This window comes from Micromonospora sp. Llam0, from assembly GCF_003751085.1.
Lineage (GTDB): Bacteria > Actinomycetota > Actinomycetes > Mycobacteriales > Micromonosporaceae > Micromonospora_E.
The window spans coordinates 5,081,670-5,094,955 of the sequence record NZ_RJJY01000001.1 but is presented as its reverse complement, the minus strand read 5'-3'; the positions used below and the strand labels follow the sequence as shown (position 1 = coordinate 5,094,955).

Genomic DNA, 13,286 nt, shown 5'->3' with positions numbered 1-13,286 from the left:
CGCGGTCCGGCCGAGGTGGCGCCTCAACGCGGCGGCTGTGGTGGCAGGGACCTTGTCCCCGTTCGACAGAATGTCGGACCTGTGGGGTAGACATGTTCAATCGCGTTTCACGTCACTTATGGAGTGCCACTGATGTCGCTTGCTGACCGCCTGCTTGACGCGGTTCATGAAGATCGCTCGTATGCGGGCATCGTGTTCAACGGGGTATACCAGCCGGTGGGCGGGCCGGGCGGCAAAATCATGCCGCCGACGTTTCCGATTCCCGACCGGGAAAGGGCCGCCGCTCAACGCGAAGGCCGGGATCCGGTGCCGTACGCGGTCGAACGCCGACTCATCGACGAGACGTTGTGCGACACCGTGATCGTCGACCAGGTGCCGTCGCAGGCCAACCGGGTCGAGGAGGCGTTGCTGGCGGCGCGCGACGGCGGTCGCCTCGACCTGCCGATCTTCGAACTGACCATGAAAGAGGAGGGCGTACGGCTGACCTCGCTGGACTTCCCGCACCGGTACGCCGACGCCTACCTGCGCGACAGCGACGTGGACGGCGAGCGATTCGACCGTAGCCCGGTCGGTAAGGCGCTGCGCTCGACCTCGGCCACCGATGTACGCCCGCTGTACCAGCGGGAACCGTACTCGTTGATCTTTGGTGCCTGGGATTCGCACCGCAAAGGACGGTGGCCGAAATTCCCCCGCATCTACTCGTCGTCGATGTTCGGCATCGACTGGTCGATCGGGGACCGACGGGCCGGCAAGGTCGACCCGGTCAACCTGACCGGCGCCATCGACGACAAGGGCAAAGCCGAGCGCGACTGGCGTTTCCTGCCGGAAGGCACGAAAGCCAAAGGCGGCAAGCTCAGCGAGATCGGGCACGGGCACATCGCGCCCAACACTGTGCACGGCGGGGTGACGGTGCGGGAGATCCGGCGGTACGGCTGGATCTCGCTGGCCGGCCTGGAGCGGCTGCGCTTCGGTGACGCGTCGGCCGAAGCGGCGACCGCAGCTCGGGCGACGCTCGCCGCCCTGGCCCTGGTCGGCGACCGGCTCGCCTTCGGTCGGGCCTCGCTGTGGCTGCGGTCCGGCTGTGACCTGACCCGCCACCGCGAAACCGTCGCCTTCGAAGGCGACGGCGGCACGCTCGACCCGGTCGACGTGTCGACGGCCGAGGCGATCGAAGCCTTCCGGGAGCTGCGCAGCCGGGCGACGGCCGCCGGGATCCGGATGGACGACGACGTCATCGCGATCAGCCCGATCACGTCGCTCGCCGAGGCGATCCGGCACGCCCTCACCCAGTCCGCAGCAGAAGAGGTGTAGGTCCGGTGGCGCTGAGCATCACCGTACTGCTGAGGCAGGCCCGCTACGACGCGGCGGCGACCACACCCGCCGATCCGGAGTGGCCGCCGCATCCGGCACGCCTGTTCAACGCGCTGGTCGCCGCCGTCGAGCATGGCAGCGGCAGTCCGGCCGAGATCGCTGACCTGGCGGCGCTGCGCTGGCTGGAGCAGGCCGGCCCACCCCTGGTCGCGGCGGTCGCACCAGCCAACGTGCACACCAGCGTCCGCAGCGGCTTCGTGGTCACCAACGCGACCGAGGCCAATTCGGGCAGCACCTTCTGGCCGGGCCGTACCAACCGGTCGAGCAGCCGCAGCAGCGCGCTGCCCGCCGATGACCGGGTCGCGTTCGTCTGGCCGGCCGCCGAGCCCGACGACGGCGTGTTGTGGCGGCTGACCCGACTGGCCCGGCGGGTGCCGTACCTGGGCCGGTCCACCGGCAACGTCGAGATCACCGTGCACGACGAGCAGGTGCCGCACCGCCCGAGGTGGACGACGTATCAGCCGACCCGCCTCGGCGCGCCGAGGTCGATCGAGCTGCGGGTGCCGTACCCCGGCTACGCCGACCAGTTGATCGCCGCATACGACAACGGGCAGCGGGCCTGGGAAACCGCGCGGTCGATCGCGTACGCGGTGGGTAGCCCGCCGGAGCCCGACGAGCCGCCACCACCGGCCGACGCGACCGGACCGTACCGGACGCTGCTGGTGTGGCCGGTACGGCGCGGGCACGTACCGATCCGCGGCGACCGGATCCTGCAGGTCGCCGGCCTGCTGCGGCGTACCGTGATGGACCGGGTGGCCGACCCGCTGCCGGCCCAGGTCAGCGGGCACGGCGCCGACGGCCGGCCGCACCTGGCGTACCTGCCGCTGCTCGACGTCGGCCACCGCCACGCCGACGGACACCTGCTCGGCGTCGCCGTCGCGCTGCCCACCGACCTACCCGACCCCGACCGCCGGGCGGTGCTGGCCGGACTGTTCGGCCCGACCGGCGACGACCCGATCCGGACGCTCAACGGCAACCAGTTCGGCCCGGTGCAGCTGGCTGACCCGGCCGAGCCGCCGACGACCTGGGGTGTGCGCGCCGACCGGTGGACCGGTCCGCCGCCCGGCGTACAACGATGGGTGACCGCCAGCCCGATGATGCTGGACCATTTCCCGAACCGCAGCCGCAGCGCCGCCGACATCGTCGCCGACGGGCTCGTCACCGCCGGCTACCCCCGGCCGGTGTCGGTGACCGTGCTCGACGCACCGGCGCTGCGCGGCGCGATCAACGCACCCCGGCGCGGCACCCTGCCGAAGCAGCGGCCGTCCCGACCACTGGTGCACTGCCGGATCAGCTTCGCCGAACCGGTACGCGGCCCGGTCATCGCCGGTGCCCTGCGCTACCTCGGCTGCGGCGTGTTCGTCCCGGAGGTGCCCGTTGCCCAACGATGAGCAGGCGGAGCGAACGATGCACGGCACCGGCCGACAGGCCACCGTCGCGGAGCTGGCCGCCGCACACTTCGCCGACTTCGTCGCCGAGGCGCACGGCGGGCGCCGGCCGTTCCCCTGGCAGCAGGCGCTGCTCGACCGGATCCTTGCCGACGGGCGCTGGCCCGACGTCATCGACGTGCCGACCGGGCTCGGCAAGACGACCGTGCTCGACGTCGCCGTGTTCGTCGCCGCGCTGCGCCCCGATCTCGCGCCCCGGCGGACGTTCTTCGTCGTCGACCGACGCCTCGTCGTCGACGAAGCCCACGAACACGCCACCGCCATCCGGCAGGCGTTGGGGGCGGATGCCGCCGGGCCGGTGTGCGGCGCGGTCGCCGACCGGCTGCGCGCCGTGGGTGACCCCGGTGAGGTGCTGACCGTCGCCCGGATGCGCGGCGGCGTCACCTGGGACCGCGTCTGGCTGGAACGCCCGGACCGGCGGGCGATCATCACCGGCACCATCGACCAGGTCGGCAGCCGGCTGCTGTTCCGGGGGTACGGGGTCAGTGAGTACGCGCGCAGCATCGACGCGGCACTCGTCGGCACCGACAGCCTGATCGTCGTCGACGAAGCCCACCTGGCCGCCGCGTTCCACACCACCGCCCGCGCCGCCCTCGACCTGGACCGGTGGCCGATCGCCCGTCGACCGGTGCTGGTCACCATGTCCGCGACCAACCCGGCCGACGACGACCGGCCGGCGGCTACCGGCATCGGTACGCCGACGGTGCACACGATCAGCACCGCCGACCTCGACCACCCGGATGCGGGGCAGCGGTTGCGGGCCGGCAAACGGCTGCGCCTGGTCCAGGTCGACACCAACCGGCGCAAGGCAGCCACCGAGGTGCCGCAGGTGATGGCTGACCTCGCCGCCCGGCTGGCCGACCGGGGCGTGGTGGCCGTCGTCGCCAACACGGTTGCCCGTGCCCGCGCCGTGTTCGACCGGCTGCCGGCCGGCACCGACGCCGTTCTGCTGACCGGGCGGATCCGGCCGATCGACCGGGACCTGCTGCTGAAGCGCCACTACCAGCGGATCAAGGTTGGCCGCGACCGCTCCGACGACCGCCCGTTCATCGTCGTGGCGACCCAGACGATCGAGGTCGGTGCCAACATCGACGCCGACGCGCTGATCAGCGAATCAGCTCCGCTGCCGGCGCTGATCCAGCGACTCGGCCGACTCAACCGGCTCGGTCAGCACGATGCACCGGCCCCCGCGTACCTGGTGCACGACAGCACCGTCGACGCCGACGACCCGGTCTACGGGCCGGCCCGCCTCGCCACCTGGCAGTGGCTCGCCGGCCGGATCACGCCAGCCGCCCCGGCCACCCCCCACCACGGCGACTTCCGCGACGTGTCGCCGGCCGCGCTGCGTGAGCTGCGCGCCCAGGCCCCGGCCGCGGCCGTCACCGCCGTCGACCGGTACGTGCCACTACTCAATCCGGCCACCCTGGACGCCTGGACCCGCAGCTCGCCCACCCCGCACCCGGACCCGCCGGTCGCCCCCTACCTGCACGGCATCGGCACCGAACCGCCCGCCGTCACCGTCATCTGGCGAGCCGGGCTGCCCACCGATGAGACCGAACAGTGGTCGCCCACGATCGACATCGTGCCGCCGGTCGCCGACGAAGCCATCGAGGTGCCGATCTATGCGCTACGCCGGCTGCTGACCGGCACGGACCCGGCCGACCTGACCGCCGACGTCGACCTCGCGGCCGCGCCGGACGAGCCGACCCCGACACCCGGCGGTACGGCCGACCGGCTGGTGCTGCGCTACCCGCACCGGGGCGGCGGCGAGGTGATCAGCCCAGCCCAGATCCGGCCCGGCGACACCATCGTCCTACCCGTCGAGTACGGCGGCTGCGACCAGTTCGGCTGGCACCCGGCCAGCCGGGCACCGGTCGTCGACGTCGCCGACCTGGCCCGCCGCCGTGGCCGACCACTGTTGCGCATCGGCCCCCACCTGCGCCCACTTGTCGTCAGCTACCGGCCCGACCCGCAGCAGCCGCTGAGACCTGACATCGAAGCGGCCCTCGACGCGCTGCTTGCCGCACCGACCGCAGACCAGGATCCGACCGACGCGGCCGGCTACCGCGAACTCCTTCGGGCGCTCGCCACCGCGCTGACCCCCGACCATCCGCTGCACGACCGCACCCTGCAACCCATGGTTGACGCCGACCTGCACGTCACCCGTACCGCCACGGTCCTCGACGCCGAGACCGGCCGGAGCTGGCAGCCGCCGTTCCCGCTGCTGCTCACCACCGCCCGACAACCGGCGGCCCGGCAACCAGCCGGCGGCCGGGGTCCCGGCTACCGGCAGGCCGAGGACGACTCGGAAGCGGGCAGCTCCGCCAGCGCGTACCCCGGTCGGCGGATTCACCTCGACGACCATCAGCGGGCGGTCGCCGCCCGCGCCGCCGAAATGGCCCGCAACCTCGGCCTGCCCGCGCCACTGACCGCCAGCGTCGAATCCGCCGCCCGCTGGCACGACGACGGCAAACGCGACACCCGCTTCCAGGCGATGCTGCACGCCGGCCGGCCGGAGCTCGCCGAGCTCGCCCCTCAGCCGCTGGCCAAATCGGGCCTCGACCCCGCCAACCTCGCCGAAGCGCGCCGCGCCCAACACGCCGCCGGCTACCCACCAGGGATGCGACACGAAGCGCTGTCGGCGCGGATCGCCGCCGCCCGACTGGCCGGGCACACCGGCGACCGCGACCCGGAGCTGGTCGTGCACCTGGTCGCCAGTCACCACGGCCGCAACCGTCCACTGCTGCCACCGGTCGTCGACGACCGGCCGGTCAAGGTCGCCGTGTCGGGTCTGCTGCCGCTGTTCGACTCCGCCGACACCGTCGACTGGTCCGCCCCGGCCCGGTTCGCCCACCTCAACGACGTGTGCGGCCGGTGGGGTCTGGCACTGCTGGAAACCGTCGTGCGACTGGCCGACATCTGGGCGTCCGCCCGCGATGAGGAAACGCCCGCTGGCGACCAGGAAGGGACAGCCCTGTGACCGACCCGATCGAGCTGCCGGCTCTGGACGGGCGGGACCCGCTCGGGTTCCTCGCGGCGCTGGGCACCCTGCGGCTCCTGGCCGACCACCACGACCCCGTCACCGCGCTGTCGTTCGACGCCGGACCGCCGTCGCCCGACTGCACAGCCGCAGGCTGACCGCACTGGATGACCTGGTGTCCACGATCGTCGGCATCCTCGACACCATCCCGCCCGACGGAGTGATCCCTGGCGTGCCGGCAACCTTCCCCGCGTCGAAGGTTGGCAAGGCACCCGACCCGATGCGGGTCACCCGCGATGAGTTCCGGACTGTGGCCGACAGGCTCACCGGCGGCGACCCGGCGGCCGTACGGTGGCTGGCCGCACTGGTCACCGACCTCGCCGCCGACGCGAAAGGCCGCGCCGCACTCACCCCGTACACCGCACCCGCCGGTCAGCAGAGCCTGCGCTCGTTTTTCACCAAACCCCTCGAAGAGGTACGCAAGGACCAGACGACGCTGATCCGACAAGCACTTACCGGCTGGCGGCGCGTCGACGGCTACACCGGCGAATACCTCGACCACCGAGTGGTACGCGGCGCGGCCGACCACCCGTCCGGCAAGTCCGTCGAAGCCGGCGTGCCCGGTGCCACCTGGCTGGCCATCATGGCGCTGCCGATGCTGCGGCTGACCGGCGACGGCAGCAATGTGGCAGCAACGGGCTGGCATCAGGTGCCCGGTCGACGTCAGCCGGTCATGCTGTGGCCACTGTGGCGGCAACCCTTGGAACGGCACGCCGTGACCGCTCTGCTGGAGCACCGCGAGCTGCGGCCGGGCGAGGGCGTCACCATCAACTCGGCCAGGTGGGCGCCGCTCGGCGTCTTCACCGTGGCCGCCGCCGCCCGCCAACCCGTCGAAGGCCGCAAATCAGCCGGCGTGCTCGCCCCGACCCCGGTCACCATCAACGGCCCGACACCCACAAAACCGTGACAACCGGCGTCCGGGTCACCAGCCACCACAGCGACGCCAGCGATTGCGTCGGTGCCGCCGAGTACGCTGCCCCCACTTCCGCCGCGCCGACGGTCACGGAGTCGTTTGATTGATAAATGAACAGATGCGCCCGATACGTCCACCGACCTCGGAACCCCCGGCGGACACGTCTCACGCGGGAGGTTCCGAACCCGGATATGCAGCCAAACCGGACCAACCCGACCGGCAACTCGATTGAACTCCATCGCGAACTGCCTATATGGCCAGTTCGCGAGCCCCGTCACCGGCCCTCGCGGGCCGGTCTCCATTGCGACAGCAGCGTCGCCGCAGATACTGCGGGCTGCCGCTGCCGCCGTCACCGGCCCTCGCGGGCCGGTCTCCATTGCGACGCCGCAGCCCAGTACGCCGTCACCTCGTGCGACGCCCCGTCACCGGCCCTCGCGGGCCGGTCTCCATTGCGACACCTCGCTGGGCCTGCTCGGCTACCTGCTGAGCTACCCCCGTCACCGGCCCTCGCGGGCCGGTCTCCATTGCGACACCGCCAGCGGCTCCAACGCCTGCGACAGCTCTCGGTCCGTCACCGGCCCTCGCGGGCCGGTCTCCATTGCGACCGACTGGATCGACCCGCGCGACGGTTCCGGGTTGACCGTCCGTCACCGGCCCTCGCGGGCCGGTCTCCATTGCGACTAGCCGGCGCGGTTTCCAGCAGATTGTCACGCACCGACCGTCACCGGCCCACGCGGGCCGGTCTCCATTGCGACAAGGATGAAATCCATGAACCGGCTGCTGTCCGCGTGCACCGTCACCGGCCCACGCGGGCCGGTCTCCATTGCGACGACGAGGTGATCTTGTGCGCCAGTCGCCAGTCGGCGACCCGTCACCGGCCCACGCGGGCCGGTCTCCATTGCGACGCGCTGGTCAGAACGGCAATCCGTCGTCCTGTCCGTCCCGTCACCGGCCCGCGCGGGCCGGTCTCCATTGCGACACGGGTCACTCCGACCCTGCCGCCGACGGTGCGGCCACCCGTCACCGGCCCACGCGGGCCGGTCTCCATTGCGACGTGATGCTGCCGGCTCACGCCCCGGGCGGCACCGGCACCGTCACCGGCCCACGCGGGCCGGTCTCCATTGCGACACCACCCTCAGCGTTGCCTCGGTGTGATGGAAGCCGGCCCGTCACCGGCCCACGCGGGCCGGTCTCCATTGCGACCATCTCGGCAACTCGTCGGGCACCGCTGACTGCATCCGCCGTCACCGGCCCACGCGGGCCGGTCTCCATTGCGACACCGAGGGCGAGCCCGGCGACGTCACCTACGCGGTCGCCGTCACCGGCCCACGCGGGCCGGTCTCCATTGCGACGCGATCGACCTGGGCAACACGTTCCTGCCTGCGCTCGGCCGTCACCGGCCCACCCGGGCCGGTCTCCATTGCGACGTCGGGGGGCAGGTCGGCCGGGTATCCGGCGTGCGCGACCGTCACCGGCCCACGCGGGCCGGTCTCCATTGCAACGCCTCCGAGCGGATCTCCCAGACGACGATGCCGAGCCCGTCACCGGCCCACCGGGGCCGGTCTCCATTGCGACCGCCAGCATGATGTGGAGCTCTCCGTCTACGACCTGGCCCTTCACCGACTCGAGAAGTCGGTCTTCATTGGGGTGCAGGGCGGCTGCTGTTGGTGCCGGACGACGCGCACCCATGGACAGCGGAATTCGGTTCCTGGGCCAATCAAGTCAGAAGGGCTCAAGCCGCGAGCGCCGGTCGCCTCGCGGGCGGGTGGCGAGGCGACCGGCTGCGGGCGTAGCGGCAGGGCCGGTCAGCGGGCGGGGGTGTGGGTGAGGAAGGTGGTCCAGGCGGTGGGGGAGAAGGCGAGGGTGCCGCCGTCCCGGTCCTTCGAGTCGCGGACCAGGACCCGGCCAGGCAGGTTGCCTGCCACCTCGACGCAGTCGCCCCCTGTGTCACCGGAGCGGCTGGACTTGCGCCACGCGGCGGCGACCTCGACACAGTCGCCGCCGGTATCGGTCGACCGGCTGGACTTGCGCCACTGCAGACCATCGGTAGTCGTCATGGGGTTAGCCTATATTTCGCGATGATGCGAAGCGACGCGCTGGTGGAGGCGGCGTCGCCGAGCAGCCTGTCCCACTTCCGGCTCAAGAACTGGATCGTCTCCTCGTCATCGGCGACCTGGCCTTTGGCGACGTTCTCCAAGTATGCGGCTGGGTCGACGTCGGGCAGATCGGCGAGGACGAAGCCGCCGCCGAGACCCACGTGCGCCCCGACCTCGGTCGGCAGAATGTGAATCCGCACGTTCGGCATCTCGATGACCTCCTGGAGGTGCTGGAGCTGCCGGTCGAGGATGGCGTGGTCGCCCACCGGCCGGCTCAGCGTTGTCTCGTCGAGGATGAAGATGCACTCGGGTGGATTGTCGCGGGTCAGCAACTCCTGCCGATCCATCCGGATTCGCACCAGCTCCTCGGCCTTTGCTGGCGTGTGCAGGTTGCCGGCGGTGATGATCGCTCGGGCGTACTCCTCGGTTTGTAACAGGCCCGGGATGACCGTCGGTTGGAAGGTGCGGAGGCGCCTCGCCTCGGACTCGATCTTGCGCCAGGCGATGAACCAGGCGGGGGTGCGTTGGCGTTCGGCGCGGTCCAGCAGCTCGGTCAGCAGGCCACCGGTGCACAACGCCTCATCGGCTTCTTCGGCGAATTTGAAGGTCGGCTTGCGTCGGCCGGTCTCGATCGCGGCAATCGTCGACGCGCTCCAATTGATCTTCTCGGCGAGCCCGTCCTGGCTTACTCCGGCGGCGACCCGCGCTGCTTTGAGCGCGCGTATCCACATGATCATGTCCACCGCTTACCCCTCCGTACGTGAGTGATTTCACGGGTATGCCGATCCATCCTTACGGGAGAGTGCCGGCGGAGTCCAGAGTGTTCGCAGGAGAAGTTTCCGAGGATCAGCGGAGGGCAGAAATGAGCGTCCTGGTGCCAGGTTCCCAACCGCCGGCCATCCCCGAGTTGAGCGAGGAGCAGACCCGTGACGTCGCCATCCGGTACGCGACGTGCGTCGTCACCGACCACTGGCCCTCGGTGGAGTGGGCCGGCTGCCCGGTCTGCCTGACCGACGGATGCCGACCGATGGACACGGCGCTGCAATTTCTACGCGTGGAAGACTTCAGGGCGTACGAGCGGTTCGCCGAGCTGCTGCGCGACGGCAAGCCGGTAGAAATGATCAACAATGAGAAATGACCCGCTGGTGAAAGTCGGCGACACGGTTTCGCTGAATACCGGCGACTACTGCTACGGGCTCGGTCGACTCGTGCTGCGGGTCACCCGGGTCGACGACGGAGCGCAGCATCCGGGGATCGAATGGGTCCACCTGGTCGGAGTCGAGGTCGTCGGCGGCGAGGACCAACGCTTCCGCTCGATCGTCGTACGGGCGGACGCGCTGCGCCGCCCCGGCGCGGTGACCCGGCCGGCCCGTCGCCGCCCATGAACTGACGGTGCCTCCGGCCGGGACCGGCAAGCCGACCGGAGGCACCGTCACCCCCTGGGGTGCGGCGGCGGTGCGGCTACTGCGGCAGTCGCTGCGAGAAGCGAATGTTGTTGCCGGACGGGTCGCGGACACCGCAGTCGCGTACCCCGTACGGCTGGTCGATGGGCTCCTGCATGACCTCCGCCCCGGCGGCCCGGACCCGCTCGAACGTCGCGTCCACGTCGTCGACCAGGAAGATCAGCCCGCTGAGCGAGCCCTTGGCGAGCAGCAGCTCCAGGGTCTCCTGGTCGGCGGCGCGACCCATCGCGGCGACTTCGAGCACGATCTCGACGTCCGGCTGTCCGGGCGGGCCGACAGTCAGCCAGCGGACGCCCTCGAACGGCACGTCGGTGCGGACCTCCAGGCCGAGCACGTCGCGGTAGAACTTCAGCGCCTCGTCCTGGTCGCGGACGAGCAGGAACGTGTGGGAAAGCTTGATTGTCATGCCAGCGACGCTACGCCGGCCGGCTGACCTGGGCTTCTCCAAACCGGCTTGATGCTCCGGCCGGTCCTGGACAGGCCGTCGCCCGGCAGCCTGAAGCTGATGGTGCCGAAGTGATGCCGAGGTTCGGAAAGTGAGGTTCGCGTTGTGGGTACCGGCTACGAACCGATGAGTCTGGCAGTGCTGGCCAGCCATCTGGCATCCACAGACGTCGACCAGACCCGGTGGAAGTTGGTGTGGGAGTTCCTGGAGGAGTTCCGCTGGGAGCCGGCGGACACCAGGGTGACGCTGCTGCTGGACGAACCGGAGCAGACCGGGGACGAGCGGTGGGACGCGCTACTCGCGGCACTCGCAGAGCATCTGCTCGCTCAGGCGGACGTCGCCCCGCCGCAATGGGCTGAGGCGCGGGTGCTGCGCCGACCATGGTTTCCTGCCGAATTGGCAGTCCACCGGGCAGATGCGTTGGCGTGGGCGCCAGCCGCCCTTCGCAAGCATGGGGTGTACCTGTCCGTCCACGACCTGGCGGCGGCGTGACCGGCTCAGACGGCGGCCGGGCGGGTCGGGCGGGTGACGGCTTTGACGTAGCAGGCCGGGATGGCCGCGCCGGCGGTGTGCGACCGGGCCCGGTACGCGCTGGGCGTCTCACCGACCAGCTCGGTGAAGCGGGAGCTGAACGAGCCGAGCGAGGTGAACCCGACCGCCATGCAGACGTCGGTGACGCTCAGGTCGCCACGGCGCAGCAGCGCCTTGGCCCGCTCGACCCGCCGGGTCGACAGGTAGCCGTACGGGCTCTCGCCGTAGGCGGCACGGAACAGCCGGGTGAAGTGCGACGGCGACATGTACGCCGCTCGCGCCATCGCCGGCACGTCAAGGGGACGGGCGTACTCCCGGTCCAGCAGGTCCCGGGCCCGGCGCAGCCGGACGGCTTCCTCGACGTTCACCCGGTCAGACTGCCACGCCCCACCGACATCCGGCGTCGTCGTTCAGCCCGACGGAGTCAGGTCAGTCTGCCGGAGTCAGGTCAGTCCGACGGGGTGAGGCCGCGCTGGATGTCGGCGAAGGAGGCGCCGTACAGGTCGGGCCGGTTGACGCCCAGCTGCCCGACCACATTGCGGGCGGCGGCGACGTCCTGGTGCAGTCGGGTGAGGGCGTCCGCCACCTTGGTCTCGTCGTCGACGAACTTCTCGTTCTGTTTGGTCAGCGCGCCCTGCACCGCGACCGCGACGTCCTGTGCGGTGATGCCGCCGATCTCGACGGGCTCCGCGTCGCTGCCCACCTCCAGCCCTTGCGCCAAAGTGCTGGTGGTGATGATCACCGCGCCGACCCAGGCCGCCATGCCGCCGGTGGCGGCGATCAGGGTGCCGGCGGCGATGCCGACCAGGGTGCTCCAGGCGTAGCTCTTGGCCGACTTGCCGCCCGCGCCGAGGTCACCGAGGGCGGCGATCGCCTTGTCGAGCAGGTCGAGGATGGCTTTCCGCTGGGCGACTTTGCTGATCTTGTTGGCTTCCAGCAGCTCCTTGGCGACGCGGGCGGCAGCGGCCTGACAGGCCAGCCCGTTCTCCAGCGGAGCGATGAAGTTGCCGATGAACGTCTGCTGGAACGAACCCTCCCAGTGGTTCTCCATCTGGTCGCGGACGGTCTGCAGCCCGGTCAGCCCCATGTCGCGGTTGCCGATATCGCCGGCCTCGGCAACCGGCCCGCCGAACATCGTGGCGATCGTGCCGAGATTGTCGATGGCCGGGTTGGCCTCGTCGGGATCTGGCGTCAGGTAGCTCTCGAAGGTGGGAACGACCCAGGCGTAATGTTCGTTCTGGATCGCATATTCCCACTGCCTGATTTCCTCGTCGGTGAGGATCACCTCCTCGCTCCCTAAACCCGGGCCGTTGTTGATGGTCACGGAGAACGCTTCGGCGTTGATGCGGCTAGCCGGCCGGTCCGGGTTGGCCTTGTTGTACTCCTCAAGCAGCGCGTCGTAGTAGGAACTCAGGTCCTGCAGGGTCTGGCGGACGAACTCCTCCCGCAGCTTCTCCGCCTTCTGGGTCAGCGCCGGTACGAAGTTCTGGTTCGTGTATTCGGCCGGCGTGTCAGCGTTGCCCATGTTCGCCCTTTCAGGAAGCGCCGGACGGGCGCTCGACCGGGATCGGCGTACCTGGATCGTCCTCGGACCCGGGTGCCGGCGGCGCGATATCGGGGTCGGTGGAGTTGCGCAACGGATCGGCCAGGATGTCCTGCAGGTCGTTGGCCGCTTCCGTGTCGTCCGTCTCGTATGCGAGGCGGGCGTCCCGGACAGCGGTAGCACCGTCCAGCACCACACCGCCGATCTCGGCGTACATGTCCTGCAGCTCGTAGCGCAGCGTGTTCCACATGGTCAGGCCGAAGGTCAGCCCGGATGCGCTGTCCGCCCCGGCGACCAGCCGGTTCGCATCGTAGTAGACGTCCGCGACGCGTGGCAGCAGCGCCTCGGACACCCGCCACAGCGCGTACAGGTCACCGCCGGTGACATCTTCCGGCATCGCCATCACCCCCGGTTGACGGTCAGTGGGACTGCTCGG

At 70.7% G+C, this 13,286-nt stretch carries 14 protein-coding genes and 1 CRISPR repeat array; of the genes, 8 read left to right on the top strand and 6 right to left on the bottom strand.

All coding sequences use genetic code 11. The features are described from left to right. Positions 1–132: 132 nt before the first annotated feature. Genes cas7u through EDC02_RS22185 form a run of 5 tightly spaced genes read left to right on the top strand, consistent with a single transcriptional unit; the run spans position 133 to position 6,766 of the window. Entirely contained in the window at positions 133–1,311 is a 1,179-nt protein-coding gene (cas7u, locus tag EDC02_RS22200) for a type I-U CRISPR-associated RAMP protein Csb1/Cas7u (RefSeq protein WP_123605041.1), read from the top strand. 5 nt (positions 1,312–1,316) lie between these two features. Further along, positions 1,317–2,762, top strand: coding sequence for a type I-U CRISPR-associated protein Csb2 (csb2, locus tag EDC02_RS22195; RefSeq protein WP_123603625.1), 1,446 nt, complete (start codon positions 1,317–1,319; stop codon positions 2,760–2,762). Positions 2,763–2,778: 16 nt separating this feature from the next. Next, positions 2,779–5,799 carry a type I-U CRISPR-associated helicase/endonuclease Cas3 gene (gene cas3u, locus EDC02_RS22190; protein ID WP_123603624.1) on the top strand — a complete coding sequence of 1,007 codons (3,021 nt, stop codon included), beginning with the start codon at positions 2,779–2,781 and terminating at the stop codon, positions 5,797–5,799. After that, positions 5,796–5,957: a hypothetical protein gene (locus EDC02_RS41785; protein WP_233606198.1), complete on the top strand. Its 162-nt coding sequence runs from the start codon at positions 5,796–5,798 to the stop codon at positions 5,955–5,957. The genes cas3u and EDC02_RS41785 overlap by 4 nt, the downstream gene beginning before the upstream one ends. A 17-nt stretch (positions 5,958–5,974) precedes the next feature. Next, positions 5,975–6,766 (top strand): hypothetical protein, encoded by a 792-nt coding sequence (locus tag EDC02_RS22185; RefSeq protein ID WP_233606197.1) that lies wholly within the window; start codon positions 5,975–5,977, stop codon positions 6,764–6,766. 277 nt (positions 6,767–7,043) lie between these two features. Next, positions 7,044–8,347: a CRISPR direct-repeat array (repeat unit 37 nt; unit sequence CCGTCACCGGCCCACGCGGGCCGGTCTCCATTGCGAC). Positions 8,348–8,577: 230 nt separating this feature from the next. Here EDC02_RS22185 and EDC02_RS22180 read toward each other — a convergent pair. Continuing rightward, positions 8,578–8,829 carry a DUF397 domain-containing protein gene (locus tag EDC02_RS22180; RefSeq protein WP_123603623.1) on the bottom strand — a complete coding sequence of 84 codons (252 nt, stop codon included), beginning with the start codon at positions 8,827–8,829 and terminating at the stop codon, positions 8,578–8,580. Next, positions 8,826–9,605, bottom strand: coding sequence for a helix-turn-helix transcriptional regulator (locus EDC02_RS22175; RefSeq protein ID WP_233606429.1), 780 nt, complete (start codon positions 9,603–9,605; stop codon positions 8,826–8,828). Before EDC02_RS22175 ends, EDC02_RS22180 begins: the two co-directional genes overlap by 4 nt. A 125-nt stretch (positions 9,606–9,730) precedes the next feature. Here EDC02_RS22175 and EDC02_RS22170 point away from each other — a divergent pair, with 125 nt between their 5' ends. Continuing rightward, the gene (locus EDC02_RS22170) at positions 9,731–10,006 is read left to right on the top strand and encodes a hypothetical protein (RefSeq protein WP_123603621.1); all 276 of its coding nucleotides are present in this window, start codon (positions 9,731–9,733) and stop codon (positions 10,004–10,006) included. Next, positions 9,996–10,253 carry a hypothetical protein gene (locus tag EDC02_RS22165; protein WP_148083556.1) on the top strand — a complete coding sequence of 86 codons (258 nt, stop codon included), beginning with the start codon at positions 9,996–9,998 and terminating at the stop codon, positions 10,251–10,253. Before EDC02_RS22170 ends, EDC02_RS22165 begins: the two co-directional genes overlap by 11 nt. Positions 10,254–10,329: 76 nt before the next feature. Here EDC02_RS22165 and EDC02_RS22160 read toward each other — a convergent pair whose 3' ends face one another. Then, positions 10,330–10,737 carry a VOC family protein gene (locus EDC02_RS22160; protein ID WP_123603619.1) on the bottom strand — a complete coding sequence of 136 codons (408 nt, stop codon included), beginning with the start codon at positions 10,735–10,737 and terminating at the stop codon, positions 10,330–10,332. A 165-nt stretch (positions 10,738–10,902) separates the two neighbouring features. Between EDC02_RS22160 and EDC02_RS22155 the strand changes: the two genes are divergently transcribed. Further along, positions 10,903–11,268 carry a hypothetical protein gene (locus EDC02_RS22155; protein ID WP_148083555.1) on the top strand — a complete coding sequence of 122 codons (366 nt, stop codon included), beginning with the start codon at positions 10,903–10,905 and terminating at the stop codon, positions 11,266–11,268. 5 nt (positions 11,269–11,273) lie between these two features. Here the strand turns inward: EDC02_RS22155 and EDC02_RS22150 are convergent, their stop codons facing one another. The 3 genes from EDC02_RS22150 to EDC02_RS22140 all read right to left on the bottom strand — a co-directional run bounded on the left by EDC02_RS22150 (position 11,274) and on the right by EDC02_RS22140 (position 13,247). Then, positions 11,274–11,675 carry a helix-turn-helix transcriptional regulator gene (locus EDC02_RS22150; protein ID WP_123603617.1) on the bottom strand — a complete coding sequence of 134 codons (402 nt, stop codon included), beginning with the start codon at positions 11,673–11,675 and terminating at the stop codon, positions 11,274–11,276. Between the two features lie 80 nt (positions 11,676–11,755). After that, the gene (locus EDC02_RS22145; protein WP_123603616.1) at positions 11,756–12,832 is read right to left on the bottom strand and encodes a hypothetical protein; all 1,077 of its coding nucleotides are present in this window, start codon (positions 12,830–12,832) and stop codon (positions 11,756–11,758) included. A gap of 10 nt (positions 12,833–12,842) precedes the next feature. Beyond that, positions 12,843–13,247, bottom strand: coding sequence for a hypothetical protein (locus EDC02_RS22140; protein ID WP_123605040.1), 405 nt, complete (start codon positions 13,245–13,247; stop codon positions 12,843–12,845). Positions 13,248–13,286 lie beyond the last annotated feature (39 nt).

Coding starts and splice junctions, on each gene's coding strand:
- EDC02_RS22175 (WP_233606429.1), bottom strand. CDS start 9,605: ATGATCATGTGGATACGCGCGCTCAAAGCAGCGCGGGTCGCCGCCGGA.
- EDC02_RS22170 (WP_123603621.1), top strand. CDS start 9,731: ATGAGCGTCCTGGTGCCAGGTTCCCAACCGCCGGCCATCCCCGAGTTG.
- EDC02_RS22145 (WP_123603616.1), bottom strand. CDS start 12,832: ATGGGCAACGCTGACACGCCGGCCGAATACACGAACCAGAACTTCGTA.
- EDC02_RS22165 (WP_148083556.1), top strand. CDS start 9,996: ATGAGAAATGACCCGCTGGTGAAAGTCGGCGACACGGTTTCGCTGAAT.
- EDC02_RS22160 (WP_123603619.1), bottom strand. CDS start 10,737: ATGACAATCAAGCTTTCCCACACGTTCCTGCTCGTCCGCGACCAGGAC.
- EDC02_RS22155 (WP_148083555.1), top strand. CDS start 10,903: ATGAGTCTGGCAGTGCTGGCCAGCCATCTGGCATCCACAGACGTCGAC.
- cas3u (WP_123603624.1), top strand. CDS start 2,779: ATGCACGGCACCGGCCGACAGGCCACCGTCGCGGAGCTGGCCGCCGCA.
- EDC02_RS22140 (WP_123605040.1), bottom strand. CDS start 13,247: ATGCCGGAAGATGTCACCGGCGGTGACCTGTACGCGCTGTGGCGGGTG.
- cas7u (WP_123605041.1), top strand. CDS start 133: ATGTCGCTTGCTGACCGCCTGCTTGACGCGGTTCATGAAGATCGCTCG.
- EDC02_RS22180 (WP_123603623.1), bottom strand. CDS start 8,829: ATGACGACTACCGATGGTCTGCAGTGGCGCAAGTCCAGCCGGTCGACC.